This window comes from Halomonas sp. NCCP-2165 (genome assembly GCF_023708045.1).
Taxonomy (GTDB): domain Bacteria; phylum Pseudomonadota; class Gammaproteobacteria; order Pseudomonadales; family Halomonadaceae; genus Bisbaumannia; species Bisbaumannia pacifica.
In genome coordinates this window covers 65776-81211 of sequence record NZ_BRCY01000017.1, presented here as the reverse complement: position 1 = coordinate 81211, position 15436 = coordinate 65776, and the positions used below count along the sequence as shown (strand labels likewise).

The 15436-nt window shown below is 66.0% G+C and carries 13 protein-coding genes; 3 read left to right on the top strand and 10 right to left on the bottom strand.

Translation table 11 applies throughout. The features are described from left to right. The first annotated feature begins 271 nt into the window (after positions 1-271). Complete coding sequence (locus tag NFU04_RS10560; RefSeq protein WP_251309399.1) at positions 272-1414, top strand: DcaP family trimeric outer membrane transporter; 1143 nt, start codon at positions 272-274, stop codon at positions 1412-1414. A gap of 169 nt (positions 1415-1583) precedes the next feature. On the opposite strand, the gene NFU04_RS10555 is transcribed toward NFU04_RS10560, so the two are convergent. From NFU04_RS10555 to NFU04_RS10525, 7 genes are all read right to left on the bottom strand, one after another. Next, the gene (locus NFU04_RS10555; RefSeq protein ID WP_251309398.1) at positions 1584-2582 is read right to left on the bottom strand and encodes a hypothetical protein; all 999 of its coding nucleotides are present in this window, start codon (positions 2580-2582) and stop codon (positions 1584-1586) included. A 147-nt stretch (positions 2583-2729) separates the two neighbouring features. Continuing rightward, complete coding sequence (locus tag NFU04_RS10550) at positions 2730-3806, bottom strand: porin (RefSeq protein WP_251309397.1); 1077 nt, start codon at positions 3804-3806, stop codon at positions 2730-2732. A 395-nt stretch (positions 3807-4201) separates the two neighbouring features. Continuing rightward, positions 4202-5182 (bottom strand): ProQ/FINO family protein, encoded by a 981-nt coding sequence (locus NFU04_RS10545; protein WP_251309396.1) that lies wholly within the window; start codon positions 5180-5182, stop codon positions 4202-4204. Between the two features lie 69 nt (positions 5183-5251). Further along, positions 5252-5770, bottom strand: a complete 519-nt coding sequence (locus tag NFU04_RS10540) for a dihydrofolate reductase (RefSeq protein ID WP_251309395.1) — start codon at positions 5768-5770, stop codon at positions 5252-5254. Next, positions 5767-6540, bottom strand: a complete 774-nt coding sequence (locus NFU04_RS10535) for a thymidylate synthase (RefSeq protein ID WP_251309400.1) — start codon at positions 6538-6540, stop codon at positions 5767-5769. The genes NFU04_RS10540 and NFU04_RS10535 overlap by 4 nt, the downstream gene beginning before the upstream one ends. Positions 6541-6692: 152 nt before the next feature. Continuing rightward, complete coding sequence (gene lgt / locus NFU04_RS10530; RefSeq protein WP_251309394.1) at positions 6693-7472, bottom strand: prolipoprotein diacylglyceryl transferase; 780 nt, start codon at positions 7470-7472, stop codon at positions 6693-6695. Between the two features lie 74 nt (positions 7473-7546). Beyond that, a complete protein-coding gene (locus tag NFU04_RS10525) occupies positions 7547-8905 on the bottom strand; it encodes an ATP-binding response regulator (protein WP_251309393.1) in 1359 nt (452 codons plus the stop codon). A 133-nt stretch (positions 8906-9038) separates the two neighbouring features. On the opposite strand from NFU04_RS10525, the gene NFU04_RS10520 reads away from it, so the two are divergent. After that, positions 9039-9818: an NRDE family protein gene (locus tag NFU04_RS10520; RefSeq protein WP_251309392.1), complete on the top strand. Its 780-nt coding sequence runs from the start codon at positions 9039-9041 to the stop codon at positions 9816-9818. A gap of 54 nt (positions 9819-9872) precedes the next feature. On the opposite strand, the gene ptsP is transcribed toward NFU04_RS10520, so the two are convergent. The 3 genes from ptsP to NFU04_RS10505 all read right to left on the bottom strand — a co-directional run bounded on the left by ptsP (position 9873) and on the right by NFU04_RS10505 (position 13575). Next, positions 9873-12134, bottom strand: a complete 2262-nt coding sequence (ptsP, locus tag NFU04_RS10515; RefSeq protein WP_251309391.1) for a phosphoenolpyruvate--protein phosphotransferase — start codon at positions 12132-12134, stop codon at positions 9873-9875. Positions 12135-12189: 55 nt separating this feature from the next. Continuing rightward, positions 12190-12681, bottom strand: coding sequence for an RNA pyrophosphohydrolase (locus NFU04_RS10510; protein WP_146804195.1), 492 nt, complete (start codon positions 12679-12681; stop codon positions 12190-12192). A gap of 237 nt (positions 12682-12918) precedes the next feature. After that, positions 12919-13575 carry a histidinol-phosphatase gene (locus tag NFU04_RS10505; protein WP_251309390.1) on the bottom strand — a complete coding sequence of 219 codons (657 nt, stop codon included), beginning with the start codon at positions 13573-13575 and terminating at the stop codon, positions 12919-12921. Between the two features lie 419 nt (positions 13576-13994). On the opposite strand from NFU04_RS10505, the gene NFU04_RS10500 reads away from it, so the two are divergent. Then, positions 13995-15392 (top strand): FAD-dependent oxidoreductase, encoded by a 1398-nt coding sequence (locus tag NFU04_RS10500; RefSeq protein ID WP_251309389.1) that lies wholly within the window; start codon positions 13995-13997, stop codon positions 15390-15392. Positions 15393-15436: the final 44 nt, after the last annotated feature.

Genomic DNA, 15436 nt, shown 5'->3' with positions numbered 1-15436 from the left:
TTCACCCCGCCCTTCACCCCGCCCTTCCGCCCACTCTCCCCCGGAGCCGGCAGCTCGCTGCGCCCTGACGCCACGAAATTGCGCTACATATTTTCATACACAACCTTTGTCTAGGTATCACATTATTGTCATCAACGCCGCACAGAGATACCGTGACCAGGCAACTATCGGGATATACGGAGAAAACACCGGGGATACTCTCGATAGTTGACGTAAAAAAATAAGACCTGCCGAAGACAATCACGACACGCAAGCAAACAAGGAACAAGACGTGACGACTCACAACAAGATCAAGCAAGCCGGACTCTTCTCGACCGCCACCCTGGCCCTGGCGATCGCCGGCGCCTCCCAGGCCTACGAGCTCCAGGTCGGCGAGACCACCGCCAATATCTACGGCTATGCCAAGCTGGATATCATTCATGACCTGGATGCCGACCTCGGCAACAGCGCTAACCGCACCCTGATCCGCCTGGATGACCAGGCCGGCTCCGATGGCCACACCACCCTCCACGCCTTCCAGAGCCGCCTGGGCTTCTCCACCGCGACCCCCGCCGGCGACAGCGTGCTCAAGACCCGTATCGAGGGCGACTTCTTCGGCGGCGGCGGCGGCGGCAGCTTCCGCCTGCGTCACGCCTACGGCGAATGGAACGGCATCCTGGCCGGCCAGACCTGGACCAACTTCGGCGGCTTCCTGGGCATGAACCCGACCATCGACTTCACCCCGGAGCCTGGCCAGGGCAATGCGGGCCGCCAGGCCCAGCTGCGCTACACCACGGGCGGCCTCTCGGTGGCCCTGGAGGATCCCGAAAACCTCGGCGGCTCCCCCTCCGCGGATGACACCAAGAGCCAGCTACCGGACCTGACCCTGCGCTATCAGGGCGGCGTCGACGGCTTCAACTATGGCGCCTCCGCCGTGCTGCGCAACCTGGAATACGACACCACCGGCACCACCGATAGCGGCAAGGACAGCGCCTTCGGTTGGGGCCTGAACCTGGAGGCCAGCGCCCAGGTGGCCGAGGGCGTGACCCTGCGCGGCTCCCTGACCCATGGCGACGGCATCGGCGGCTATCTGGAGGGCAACCCGGCGTCTCCAGCCTATCTGGACCCGGCCAGTGGCGACCTGGAGACCATCAGCGCCACCGGCGGCACCCTGGGTATCACCGCCGCCGCCGGCCCCGGCAATGTCACCCTGGGTTATGGCGTGGCCCAGGCCGACCTGGACGAGGCGGTCGCCGCCGGCGCCCTCACCGACGACGCCAACGAGACCTTCGAGGTGGTGCACCTGAACTATATCTGGTCGCCGATCCGCAACGTCACCTACGGCATCGAGGCGGGCTACCACACTCGCGAAGTGGCCGATGGCCGCGACGGCGATGCCCTGCGTTTGCAGGGCATGGTGCAGTACAGCTTCTAAGCCCGCGGGCCGAGAGGCCCCCTTGCGGCTTCGCCTGTTTCCGATCTTGCCCCGGCCATCAATGGTCGGGGCTCTTTATGGCGCGCCAAACGGGTTAGTGCGCCCAAAACAGGACGACGGGCCCAGATGGGCCCGTCGTCCTGTTTGTTGCGGCGAGAGCGAGGCGCGACTAGTCGAGCAGCCGCACCCGCAGCTCGTAGTTATTGACCCCGGACATCCCGGTGCCGAACTTCTGGCCCTGGACGCGAATCCGGTACTGACCCGCGGGCAGCCGCGGCTCGATGGTCACATTGCCGTCGAAGCCCTGACCGGCGCCCTCGGCCACCACATTCCCCTGGCCGTCCACTACCTCGAGTTCGATACGGTAGGTGCTCTCGTAGCCCGGCGGATAGGTGGAGGTGGCGATGGCCACCCGGCCCTCCTCGGCCATCTCGAAGCGCATCACCTCGCTCCGGGCGCGGATCCGCACATCGGTAACCAGTTCGCGCACCTCGGGCTCCACGGGTTCAGCGGCCGCCTGGCGCTCGGCGGGTTGCGCCTCGGCGCCGGCACTCGCCGTCTCGACGGCCTGGCTACCGGCGCCAGCCGCCTCGGCCGAAGCACCCGCTGACGCGCCGGCGCCCAGACGCACCGAGCGCTCGCTATTGCGCACGAAGGCCTGGTCGCTCTCCTCGCCGCGACTGAAGAGGATGCCGCCGTCGCCGGCGGCGACGCTGACCCCCTCGAGGCCATTGACGGTCAGATAGAAGCCACGGGCGCCCTGGCCCCGGGCGCCAAACTTCTGGCCCTCGACCCGCAGGCGATACTCCCCCGGGCCAAGCGTCTGGCGCAGCGCCAGGTCCTCGCCGCGCCCTTCGAAGCGGGCCAGCGCCGCACCCTCGCTATCGAGCAGCGCCAGGCGCAGCCGATAGTCGGGCGCATAGCCTCCCGCCAGCTCGCTGCGCAGCTCATAGGTGCCCGCCTCGGTGACCTCGAAGGCGTGCTCCTGCTCGCTGCCGAAATTGAAGGTGCGGCTACGGGCGTCGCTCTCGGCATTAAAGAAGCCGGTGAGGTCGAGCTGGCGCCCCTCCTCGCGGAAGCGCTGCTCCATGGTGCTCTGGGCCAGGGCCGACTCGCCGACGGCGAGCCCGGTGACCACCAGGGCCATCGCTATCTTGGAAACGTTCATGGGACTCCTTGTTGCTAACGATCGGGACCATTCTGCTGTGCCAGCGAGATTAGCATGCCGGCCGGGCATCCCGATAAAAAAAGCCGACCCCGGGGGGTCGGCTTTCGATCGTTCCATCAGACGCTGTAGCTAGCGCCGGGAGACGACTTAGAACAGGTAGGTGATACCCACGCCCACGGCGTCGTCTTCGTCGTTTTCCTGGTCGTACCAGGCGGCCTCGACCCAGGTGTACATGGCGTCGGACAGGTTGTAGGTGGCACCGATGTTGACCTCGTCGCGATCATCACCCTGATCCACGTCAACGCGCTGGTAGGCACCGTAGACGTCGCCCATGCCGTAGCCGTAACGCGCGCCCAGGGCATAGAAGTCCACGTCGCTGTTGGAGTCTTCGGAGTCGAAACGCTCGACCTTGGCGGCCAGACGCAGGGAGTCGATGGTGTACTGAGCGGTTACGCCGTACTGGTCACCCAGCTCAAACTCCCCGAGAGACAGATCAGGGTTGCTACCGGTGTCAGTGATCTCACCGTCGTAGTTATCCAGGTTGTCGTAGACCGCGGCGATAGAGAAGGCACCGACGGTGTACTTCACGCCACCAAAGAAGGAGGCATTGGAATCGGAGCGAACGGTGTGTTCGTAATCAGAGCCGTCAGTGGCAGTCAGCTCGAACTCATTCTCTTCGGCGTCACCCTTGAACTGGGTACCCACGGCGAACTGGAAGCCGCTGAAGTTCGGAGAGGTGAAGGTGAGCTTATCGCCCTGACGGTCGTTAGTGCCAACATTAGAAATCAAGCTGTCGGAATCAGACAGATCGAAGCCTTCGTTGTTGGAGATCGGGTCCTGGATCCAGTCGTCGATCAGCGTATCGTAGGAACCCAGGCGCACGTCACCGAAGTCGCCGCGCAGGCCCACATAGGCGGTATCGCCAGCGTCGCGACCGGCAACGGCCATTTCGTCGGCCTGGAAGTCGTCGAACTCGAGCTTCAGGTAACCGGTCAGGCCGGCGTTGATCACGTGCTCGGCGGCGAAGCCGAAGGTAGAGCCGTTATCGCCGATCTCGTCTTCGCTGTTACCGTTTTCATCCTGGACGTTGAAGTAGGCCAGCTGGATATTGCCGTAGATATCCAGCTTGGTGCCGTCCTGGTTGTAGACGGTGGCGGCCTGAGCGGAAGCGGCGGAGAGGCCCATGGCGCCGGCGATGGCAGTCGCTAACAGAGTCTTTTTCATCTCGATATGTCCTTACTAGCTTACTGTTTCGATCGTTACTGCGTAGTGCAGTCGGCTTTCCCGGCGCCTTACGGGAGCCCGTTCCTGGAACTCGCCGTGCCGGCCACCTGAGCAAGCCTTGTTATAGTCCAATGCTCGCAGGAAGAACCTTATACCGGGAATTTGGAGAACGCAACAAGAAAAAAACACTGTTTTCCTATCGCTGCTTCCCGTATCGAGGCACCTAACCCGCTATGACGCGGTCCCTGCGCACCCGGCCCATCATAGCCTGCCGGGACCACATGACAAGCCCATGACGCTCAACGCTGTATTAGTCAGGAGCGCACGAGGGCGCGACCCAGGGTCGCACCCTCGTGACGAGCCGTGAAGACGGTGGAGTAAAGAGGGCCGATGGCCTAGCGATTATGCTTGGCCAACAGCGCATCCAGCTTGCTGGCCAGACGCGCCTGGGGATCGGCCTGCCCGGCGGCCGAGGAAGGCGGCCGGCCGCCAGCGTCGCCCTGCCCCTCGCGCCCGCCGGAGGGGGCGGCCTGACGCGATGCCTTGGCCGCCTTCGCTGACGCCTTGCCCCTCGCAGACTTGCCGGTTGCGGACTTGCCCCGGCCACGACGCTCCTTGTGAAAGGCCTCCAACTGGCGGTGAGCGTAACGCGCCTCGCCGTCGGTGACCTCGCCGGCAGGCTCGCCGTCCAGCCCCACCCGCTGGGCGCCGGCGCGCACCGCCTTGAGGTAGCGCGGCAGGTGCACATAGCAGGCCAGCGCCCGGCGCACCAGCTTCTCCGGCCAAGGCTCCCGAACCAGCAGCTCCTCATGGATGCCCACCTTTAGCGGACGCGTATGGCCCTTGAAGAAGGCCTGGGGATAGCGGCGATACCACTGGGCCAGCAGCGCCTGGGGCGAGGGCGGCGCGTCGATGGGGAGGGATTCCTGAGGAGAAGGCGATTCCTGGGAAGAGCGCGACTCCCGAGCAGGGAGCGACTCCTGAGAAGAGAGCGATTCCCGAGCAGGGAGCGGCTCCCGAGCAGGGAGCGATTCCTGGGAAGAGAGCGACTCCCGAGAAGAAAGCGATTCCCGAGCAGGGAGCGACGCCTCGGAAGCGGGCGCTGCCTGGGAAGCCGGCGGTTCCCCGGCAGCGGCGGGCTCCTGCGCACGCGGACGCCGCCCGATCAGGGCCGCCAGTCCCTGGCTGCGGGGCACGCCGGTTTCCGGGGACTCGGCCTCGAGGCGACGGCGCAGGGCCAGGTTGTCCGCCTCTAGGCGGCGATTGCGCGCCTCCAGCTCGGCGACCCGTCGCCGGGCCTCGCTCAACTCATCGAGCCGGCGCTCGATCTGGCCTTCCAGCGCCGCCAGCAGGTGTCGATTCGCTTCGCTGCTCAAGACGTCCCCTCCCTCGCTACCATGCCTTCGCCAAGTCTGTGCCAGCCGCGGCAGGATGACAACTGCCGCTCAACGGCGCCGATAGGCCACGAAGTGATAGCTCGGCTGGCCCTCGGGCGGCGTTCCCGCCACGCGTTGCGCCTCCTCCCAGTCCGCCTCGGAGAGCTCGGGGAAATAGGCATCCCCCTCCAGGGTCAGGTCCACTTCGGTCAGGTAGAGGCGGCTGGCCCAAGGCAGCGCCTGACGATAGATCTCGCCACCGCCCATCACCATGATCTCCTCGGCATCGTCGATACGCGCCTGCTGCTCGGCGAGATCCAGGGCACTGGCCAGGTCATGGCAGACGCGTATCCCGGGATGGGCGAAATCGGCGTCCCGGGTCACCACGATATTGAGCCGCCCCGGCAGGGGCTTGCCGATGGACTGGAAGGTCTTGCGCCCCATCACCAGGGGCTTGCCCTGGGTCATGCGCTTGAAGAACTTGAGATCCTCGGGCAGATACCAGGGGAGCCGGTTATCCACGCCGATCACTCGATTGGAGGAGAGGGCGGCGATCATCGCCACCGGCACTCGAGAATCGCCACTCATACCGCCACCTCCGCCTTGATATGGGGATGCGCCTCATAGCCCTCGATACGAATATCCTCGAAGCGGAAGGCGAAGAGGTCCTCGACCTCGGGATTGAGCCAGAGTCGGGGGGCGGCCAGGGGCGAGCGAGTCAACTGCCGCTCGGCCTGCTCCAGATGATTGAGGTAGAGGTGGGCGTCCCCCAGGGTATGAATAAACTCCCCGGGCTTCAGGCCACAGACCTGGGCGACCATCTGGGTCAGTAGCGCATAGCTGGCGATATTGAAGGGCACGCCCAGGAAGATATCGGCACTGCGCTGATAGAGCTGGCAGGAGAGCCGACCCTCGGCCACATAGAACTGGAAGAGCGCATGACAGGGGGGCAGCGCCATCTCGTCCACCTGGGCCGGGTTCCAGGCGGAGACGATCAGCCGCCGGGAGTCCGGGTTGGTGCGAATCTGCTCCACCAGCTTGGCGATCTGGTCCACCGAGCCCCCCTTGGGGTCGGGCCAGCTACGCCACTGGTAACCGTAGACCGGCCCCAGTTCGCCGTCGGCGTCGGCCCACTCGTCCCAGATGCGCACCCCGTTCTCCTTGAGGTAGGCGATATTGGTATCGCCGGCCAGGAACCACAGCAGTTCGTGGATGATCGAGCGCAGATGAAGCTTCTTGGTGGTCAGCAGGGGGAAGCCCCGGGCCAGGTCGAAACGCATCTGATGGCCGAACAGGGAGCGGGTGCCCACCCCGGTGCGGTCGTGCTTCTCCACGCCATGGTCGAGCACCTGGCGCATCAGGTCGAGGTAGGGCTGCTCCAGGGCAGCGGCTTGCGAAGCGGTCTCGAGGGTCACGGCGATTCCGACGGTCAAGAAATGATGCGCGCTATTCTACACGCGCCGGAGAAGCGTTGGGAGACGCCTCCCCGGCTCGCCTTCCCACCTCCCGATCAGGGCGTCGGCTGGCGCCGCGACCAGAGCATCAACGCCACCCCGGCGAGAATCATCGGTAGCGTCAGCAGCATGCCCATGGTCACCCAACCGAGGGCGATAAAGCCGATATGCGCATCGGGCAGGCGCACGAATTCCACGCCGAAGCGGAAGAGACCGTAGAGCACCAGGAAGAGCCCCGAGATCAGCCCACGGGCGCGGGGCTTGGCGGAGACCCACCACAGCACCACGAAGAGCACCAGGCCTTCCAGGGCCGCCTCGTAGAGCGCCGAGGGGTGGCGCGGCTCGGGCCCCATGCCGGGAAAGGGCATGCCCCAGGGCAGGGTCGTGATGCGCCCCGGCAGCTCGGCATTGATAAAGTTGCCGAGGCGTCCGGCGCCCAGGCCGATGGGCACCAGGGGCGCGACGAAATCGGTGAGAGCAAAGAAGGCCAGGCCTTTCTTGCGAGCAAACCAGAGCGCCGCCAGCAGCACCCCGATCAACCCGCCGTGGAAGCTCATGCCGCCATCCCAGACCTGGACGATCCACAGCGGATTTTCCAGCAGTCGATCCATGCCGTAGAAGAGCACATAGCCCAGGCGCCCGCCCAGCACCACGCCCAGGGCGGCATAGAAGATCAGGTCACCGATATCGTCCCGGGTCAGCCCGAGGCGAGCGGCACGGCGGCAGCCCAGCCACCAGGCGGCCACGAAGCCGACCACATACATCAATCCATACCAGTGGATGGCCAGGGGCCCCAGGGAGATGGCCACCGGATCGATGGCGGGATAGTTCAACATGCGGAGTCCTATTCAACGGATCAACGAGCGAGAAGAGAAGAGTGGACAGCGTGGGGAGCCAGCCGTTCCTGGCGTCATGAGATCGAGCGCCGGACGCTGGTCGGCAGCCAGCGGCGCACGAGCTCGATCAGGGTGTGGGGGCGGTAGGGCTTGGCCAGGTAGTCGTCCATGCCGGCCTCGTGAAATTCCCGGCGATCCGCCTCGCTGGCATTGGCGGTCAGGGCCACCAGGATACTGCGCGGCTCGTCGTGATGCGCCTCGTGCTCTCGCCAGCGGCGCGTCGCCTCCAGGCCATCCGGGCCCGGCATATAAATATCCATCAACACCAGGTCGAAATGCTGCTCGCGCTGCAGGGCCAGGGCCTCCTCGCCCCCCGGGGCCGTGACCACCCGCATCCCCTCGCTCTCCAGCACCTGACGCGCCAGCATCACGTTGACCGGGCCATCGTCGACGATCAGCACCCGCGGCGACGACTCCGACTCCTGCGGCGCGGTTGCCTCATCGGACGAGGAGGCGCCATCTACCAGGCTGGCCAGGAGGTCGGCGAGCCCCTGCAGGCGCGACTCCAGCATCGACGCCTCGTCGCGCGCCCGCCCCGGGGCCTGCCGAACGGCCTCCAGCAGGGGAGCCAGCTCCTGCTGCAGCAACTTCAGATAGCCCGCCTGCAGGCTGGCTTCCTGACGGGCGCGATCCCGCGCCTGGGTCAGTTGGTTCAGGCTCTGGCGCTGCTCGTCCAGGTCCTCCAGCAACCCCAGGCTGAAGCCCTGCTCATCCTCCAGGCGCAACAGGCGGAATTCCTGCCAGCCCCCCTTGGCCAGGGGCAGCCGCACACAGAGATCCGTCGCCCGAGTATCGGTATGGCGCAACACATAGCCGAGCTCCAGCCCCTCCAGGGCACTGCGCGGTCGGCCGAGCAACTGCTCCAGGGGGCGGTTGACCTCGAGCAGGACCCCCTCGTGAGCCAGGAAGGCGGGGCGGGGCAGGGAGTCCAGCATGGCCTCGAGCTGCGGCCGCTGGGCGAGGCGCTCGAGCAGCGACTGCAGGCTCTCCAACAATCCCCGGAGGCGCTGTTCGACGCCCTCCTCCGGGTCCCGGGGCGGCAGCAGGCGATGATGTTTCAGGCGTGGCGGCAGGCTACTGTAGAGCTCCCGCAGGGCGTTCTCGAGTTGATCGCAGGGCGCCTCGAAGCCTAGCTCCCATTGATAGAAACGGCGCTGCAGGAGCAGCAGGAAGGTGGTGATCACCAGGGCGGTCCCCGACAGCAACCCGGCCACCGGCAACATCAGCAGCCCCGGGCCGCCATTGCCGCGCCACACCAGCAGCCCGGCCAGCAGACACACCAGCAAGAGCCCCAGCTCGGCCACCAGGCAGGGCCCGAGCGCCGGCCAGACCAGGCGCTTCCAGAGCACTCCCTTGCCAGAATCGAGTCGCATCCCTACCCCTGTCGTCATTAACCCATGATCAGAGTTTACTGTTGACGCCCCGAGCTGTCATGAAGGCCCCTTTCAACTGCCCGGCAGCGCCTCGGGGTTCCACGCCACCGGCCTCGAGGATAAGCTAGCGGCCATGTGCCTGATCGCCTTCGCCTACCGGCCCGATGCCCCCCACTGGCTGCACCTGGTGGCCAATCGGGACGAATTCCATGCCCGCCCCAGCGCCGCCCTGGGCGACTGGCCCGACGCCCCGCGAATCCTCGGCGGACGCGACCTGGAGGCCGGCGGCTCCTGGCTGGCCCTGCATCGTCGCGGCCGCCTGGCCACGATCACCAATGTTCGCGACCCGGCCCTGGTGGTGCCCAGGCGAGCGCCCAGCCGGGGCGAGCTGGTTCGCCAGGCCCTGAGCTGCGATGACCTGGAAGCCTGGCTGGAACACCTGGCCGCCGGTGAGGCGTGGCGCTATGCCGGCTTCAACCTGCTGGTGGCCGATGAGGGCCGCCGCCTCTGGCATGTTCACCGTAGCCGCCATGCCCTGACCCTGCAACGGGTCGCTCCCGGCTTGCACGGCCTCTCCAATGCCGACCTCGACACCCCCTGGCCCAAGCTGCTAGCCAGCCGCGAGGGCCTGGCGGAGAGCCTGAGCCGGGGTGACTGGCCGCTGAGCGCCCTGGCCAGCATGGGGGATGGCCAGGAATACCAGGATGCCTCCCGCCTGCCCGACACCGGGGTCGGCCATGAACTGGAACGGCGCCTCTCCGCCGCCTTTATCCGCGGCGACACCTATGGCACCCGAGCCACCACCTGGCTGCGCTGGCACCGGGACGAGGGCGTGGAGATCACCGAGCGACGCTTCGGCCCCGGGGGGCGCCGGGAGGGCGAGACCCGCCGCACCCTGAAGCCGGGTTCCTGAGCCGGGAGTATCGGCCGCTAGATTGAGAGCTTGAGGGGCGCCGAGGCCTCGACGTCAATCCTGCGGGGGCAGCAGATGCATCAGCTGCCAGGCCTCCAGGCGTCGATTGAGCAGGCCGCGCACCTCGGCGGGACTGCCGAGGCTCAGGGTCTCGGCGACCAGGGCCTGGGCATCCGCCAGGGGCACGCGGCGAATGGCGGCCCGCACGCGAGGCAGGCTGGGGGCATTCATGGACAGCACCTCGAAGCCCATGCCCATCAGCAGCAGGGCCCCGGCCGGATCGCCGGCCAGCTCGCCGCATACCGAGGTCGGCATGCCCAGCGCCGCGGCCTCCTCGGCCAGCCGCGCCAGGGCCACCAGCACCGCCGGATGACAGGCATCATAGAGGTCGGCGACGCGGGGGTTGTTGCGATCCACCGCCAACAGGTACTGGGTCAGGTCATTGCTGCCCACCGAGAAGAAGTCGACCCGCTCGGCCAGGGCCCCCAACTGATAGAGGGTGGCGGGCACCTCGATCATCACCCCCACCCGGGGCCGGGGCACCGCCACCCCCTCCTCCGCCAGCTCGGCGCGGGCGCGGTCGAGCAGGCGCAGGGCATCGTCCACCTCGTCCACATTGGTGATCATCGGCAACAGGATCTGCAGGTTATCGAGATCCTGGGAGGCGCGCAGCATGGCCCGTAGCTGGACCATCAGCACCTCGGGGTGATCCAGGGTCACGCGAATCCCCCGCCAACCGAGGAAGGGATTGGCCTCGTCGATGGGGAAGTAGGGCAGGTCCTTGTCACCGCCGATGTCCAGGGTACGCATGACCACCGGCAGGGGCGCGAAGCTCTCGAGCTGCTCGCGGTAGAGGCGGGTCTGCTCCTGCTCCCCGGGGAAGCGCTCGGTGATCATGAAGGGCACTTCGGTACGGTAGAGCCCGACCCCACCGATACGCGGCTTGAGGGACGCCACCGCGTCCACCGCCAGGCCGGTATTGACCATCAGCGCCATGGCGTGACCGTCCGGCGTCTCGCTGGGCAGGTCCTGCTCGTGCTCGAGCACCTCGGTCAGGGCCTGCTCCTCGTCGATCAGCGTCTGGTAGTGGCTGCGCATCTCGGTCCCGGGACGCACGATCAGTCGCCCGCGGTGGCCGTCCAGCACCACCGGCGTGCCGTTGAGCCGGGGCAACGGCAGATCGACCATGCCCAGCACGGTGGGAATCCCCATGGCGCGGGCCAGGATCGCCACATGGGAGGTGCTGGAGCCACGCACCGCCACCAGGCCGGCGAGCTTCTCCCGGGGCACTTCCCCCAGGCTCGCCACGCTGATCTCGTCACCCACCAGGATGGTGCGGGCCGGGTAGGAGTCCGGGGTCTGGGGACTCTCCTCCTGCAGGTGGGCCAGCACCCGGCGCCCCAGGTCACGCACATCGGCGGCGCGCTCGCGCAGGTAGTCGTCGTCGACCCGCTCCAGGTACTGCACATGCCGGCGCACCACGTCCGCCAGGGCCCCCGGGGCCCACTGCCCCTCGCGGATGCGCTTGACCACCTCCTGCCCCAGGGCGGCATCGCTGAGCATCTGCTGATAGACCTCGAACAGCGCCAGCTCCTGGGCGCTGATGCGGCTGGCCAGGCGCTCGCCGGTGGCGCGGATCTCGTCGCGCACCCGGTAGATGGCGTCCTGCAGACGCTTGATCTCGTATTCGGTATCGGTGGGAATCAGGTCGGGGACGCTGTCCAGGTCGGCGGGAGGCATGATCACCCGGGCCTCGCCGATGGCCATTCCCGGCGAGGCGGCCACCCCGGTAAAGACCGCCTGACCATCGGCCCGGGTGGGACGACTCAGGGTACCGGTCACCAGGGCATGGGCCAGCACACCGGCCAGCTGGGCGGCCATGGTCACCAGGAAGGCCTCGTCGCCTTCATCGTAACGGCGCTTGTCCTGCTGCTGCACCACCAATACGCCGAGCATGCGACGCTGATGGATTATGGGCACGCCGAGGAAACTGGAGAAGCGCTCCTCGCCGGTCTCCTCGAAATAGCGGTAGGCGGGGTGGGCCGGCGCATCCTCGAGGTTGAGGGGTTCTTCCCGCTGGCCGACCAGGCCGACCAGGCCCTCCCCCAGGCGCAGGGTCACGTGCCCCACCGCCTGGGTGCGCAGGCCGATGGTCTCCATCAGCACCAGGCACTCCTGCTCCGTATCATAGAGATAGAAGGAGCAGACGTCGGTGCGCATGGCCTTGCGGATACGACGCACCATGGTGGCCAGGGCCGCATCCAGGCTGCGGGCCCCGTTGACCTCCTGAACGATGCGGCGAAGGACGTCGAGCATAGCGTATCTTCTTGTAATGATTGAAAGGAGCCTCGTCGGCGCGGGTCCTTCGGAGCTACTCCCCCATCAGGGCCAGGCGCTGGGCGCGGGGCGCCAGCTCACGCAGGGCTCGCCGGTACACCTCCCGCTTGAAGGGCACCACCTGTCCCAGCGGATACCAGTAGCTGACCCAGCGCCAGCCGTCGAATTCCGGCTTGGGCGTTCCATCCATGCAGATCCGGCTGTCCTGGCAACGCATTTTCAGCAGGAACCACTTCTGTTTCTGGCCGATACACACCGGCCGCGAATTCGTTCGTATCATGCGTCGTGGCAAGCGGTAGCGCAGCCACCCACGGGTACAGGCCAGCACCTCGACATCGGCCGCCGTCAGGCCGATTTCCTCTTCCAGTTCCCGATACAGGGCCTGTTGTGGAGTCTCGTTTGCCTTGATGCCTCCCTGGGGAAACTGCCACGCATTCTGTCCTACCCGACGCGCCCAAAGCAGCTGGCCCTGGCGGTTGACAATGATAATGCCAACGTTAGGCCGAAAGCCGTCAGCGTCGATCACGGACATCACCTTATAAATTCACTATGGCAGCCATTCTTCCACAAAGCCGGAAAGCGCATCAATAAGGCATTTGCGGGGCGCACAAGCCGCGGTCGCATCGACGCAAGCCCCCGGGGCAGGCCCGGCCGGGAAGATCGACAGGAAAGCCACGAAAGACGCGGGCCGCCAGAGTGGCGACCCGCTGCTTCTCGCAGGGAAAGGCACGTCGTTAGGGTGATGCCGAAAATCCGGCGGCCATCACTCCCGCAGGCTGATAATCCGCCAGCCGCGACGCTCGGCCTCGGCGCGCAGGGTCTCGTCCGGATCCACCACCACCGGGTGCTCGACCTTCTCCAGCAGCGGCAGGTCGTTGTGTGAATCGCTATAGAACCAGGCGTCCTCGAGGCCGAACTCCTTGTCCTCGAGCCAGGCCGCCAGGCGCACCACCTTGCCTTCACGATAGCTGGGCACGCCGGAGACCTTGCCGGTATAGCGGCCATCGACCACCTCCGGCTCCACGGCGATCAGCTCATCCACCCCCAGCCGCTCGGCGATGGGCCCGGTGATAAAGCGGTTGGTGGCGGTAATGATCAGCAGGGTATCGCCCCGGGAGCGATGACGGGCCAGCAGTTCCTCTCCCTTGGGCAGGATATGCGGCTCGATCTTGCTGGCCATGAACTGCTGATGCCAGGCCGCCAGTTGCTCCGGGGTGTTCTCGGCCAGGGGGCGCAGCGCCACCTCGAGAAAGGCCGCCATATCCAGGGTGCCGTTCTCGTAGTCACGCAGAAAACGGTCATTGGCCTCGCGGTAGCTGACCGGATCCACGGCCCCTTGCTCCAGCAGAAACTCGCCCCAGGCATGATCGCTGTCGATGCTCAGCAGGGTGTTGTCGAGGTCGAAGATGGCCAGGCTCACTGCGTTCCCCTCTCAGTCGGCGCCAGGACGCCGCGGTTGGTGGTCGAAAAGCCCACGATTATGGCAGAGATCCCCCGGCGGGGGGAGCCGCCGCACCGGTTCGCCCTCAATAGCCGACATCAGGCATAGCCCATACAAAAGTTTTATATTGCGTCGCACAAACCGAACCACGACCTTATGTCAGATATAAGTCATTGATATTAAAAGTAGAATAACCGGATTCTCAGCCAAAGCTTTTCCTTATGCCCAGTATAACTCCCATAAAGTCTAGCTTTGGCATGGATTCTCTTTGCCGCCAAAATGGCTATAATGCCTGCATCGATTCGTCGAGCCTGCCGATGGCCAACCTAGGCGGCAGGCCAGGGCCTCCGGGCAATCCCTGGAGGGTGACTCCCGCACCAGGCAAGCGAGAACCTCCCATGTCCACACCGACCTATGACGTTCTGATCGTGGGTGGCGGCGTCTCCGGCACCGCCCTCCTCTACGAGCTGGCGCGCTATACCGACCTCAAGGCCCTGGGCCTGGTCGAGAAGTACGACCACGTGGCCATCGTCAACTCCCATGGCCGCAACAACAGCCAGACGATCCACTGTGGCGATATCGAGACCAACTACACCCTCGAGAAGGCCAAGGTCACCAAGCGCACCGCGGGCATGGTGGTCAACTTCGCCACCAAGCTGGCCCCCGAGCAGCGCGACAAGATCGTCTATAAGTACCCCAAGATGGTGCTGGGCGTGGGCGAGACCGAGTGCGACTTCCTGCGTCAGCGCTTCACCAAGTTCCAGCAGCTCTTCCCCAAGATGCGCCTGCTCGAGCGCGACGACATCGCCGAGCTGGAGCCCAAGCTGGTGGAGGGGCGCCGTCCGGAGGAGCCCATCGTGGCCATGGGCTCCACCGATGAATACACCGCGGTGAACTACACCACCCTCTCCGAAGCCTTCGTGGAGCAGGCTCAGCAGAGTGCCCAGGAGAAGGGCATGGCCTGCGACGTGCATCTCTCCACCGCGGTGGAGTCGATCACCCAGGGCGAGGACAAGCTGTTCCGGGTCAAGACCCCCAACAAGGGCACCCTCACCGCCCGCTACGTGGTGGTCAGCGCCGGCGGCCACTCCCTGCTGTTCGCCCACAAGATGGGCTACGGCCTGGACAAGTCCTGCCTGCCCATGGCCGGCTCCTTCTACTTCACGCCCCAGGTGCTCAACGGCAAGGTCTACACCGTGCAGAACGAGAACCTGCCCTTCGCCGCGGTGCATGGCGACCCGGATGTGCTGGTGGAAGGCAAGACCCGCTTCGGCCCCACCGCCCTGATGCTGCCCCTGCTGGAGCGCTACAACGGCAAGACCTTCTTCGAGTTCCTCAAGGTGCTGCGCCTGGATCGCAACGTGATCAAGGCCCTCTGGGACCTGATGAAGGTGCGCGATATCCGCCGCTATATCTTCAAGAACTTCCTGTTCGAGGTGCCGGTGCTGCGCGAGCGCCTCTTCCTCAAGGACATCAAGAAGATCGTGCCGAGCCTCACCGCCCAGGACGTGACCTTTGCCAAGGGCTTCGGCGGGGTGCGCCCGCAGCTGATCGACAAGGAGAAGCAGAAGCTGGTGATGGGCGAAGCCAAGATCAACCCGGGGACCGGCATCGTCTTCAATATGACGCCCTCCCCCGGCGGCACCAGCTGCCTGGGCAACGCCGAGAAGGATATGTACCTGGCCCAGGAATTCCTCGGCTTCAACGTCGACAAGGAAACCTTCGAGCGCGACCTGCTGACCGGCGAGATCCCCCTCACCGACCTGGAGCGCCCCGAGGCTCACTCCCTGATGTAAGCAGCACGCTTGCCAACGACGACGCCCCGGCCACTTGGCCGGGG

Coding starts and splice junctions, on each gene's coding strand:
- NFU04_RS10555 (WP_251309398.1), bottom strand. CDS start 2,582: ATGAACGTTTCCAAGATAGCGATGGCCCTGGTGGTCACCGGGCTCGCC.
- NFU04_RS10550 (WP_251309397.1), bottom strand. CDS start 3,806: ATGAAAAAGACTCTGTTAGCGACTGCCATCGCCGGCGCCATGGGCCTC.
- NFU04_RS10540 (WP_251309395.1), bottom strand. CDS start 5,770: ATGAGTGGCGATTCTCGAGTGCCGGTGGCGATGATCGCCGCCCTCTCC.
- NFU04_RS10535 (WP_251309400.1), bottom strand. CDS start 6,540: ATGCGCCAGGTGCTCGACCATGGCGTGGAGAAGCACGACCGCACCGGG.
- lgt (WP_251309394.1), bottom strand. CDS start 7,472: ATGTTGAACTATCCCGCCATCGATCCGGTGGCCATCTCCCTGGGGCCC.
- NFU04_RS10525 (WP_251309393.1), bottom strand. CDS start 8,905: ATGCGACTCGATTCTGGCAAGGGAGTGCTCTGGAAGCGCCTGGTCTGG.
- NFU04_RS10520 (WP_251309392.1), top strand. CDS start 9,039: ATGTGCCTGATCGCCTTCGCCTACCGGCCCGATGCCCCCCACTGGCTG.
- ptsP (WP_251309391.1), bottom strand. CDS start 12,134: ATGCTCGACGTCCTTCGCCGCATCGTTCAGGAGGTCAACGGGGCCCGC.
- NFU04_RS10500 (WP_251309389.1), top strand. CDS start 13,995: ATGTCCACACCGACCTATGACGTTCTGATCGTGGGTGGCGGCGTCTCC.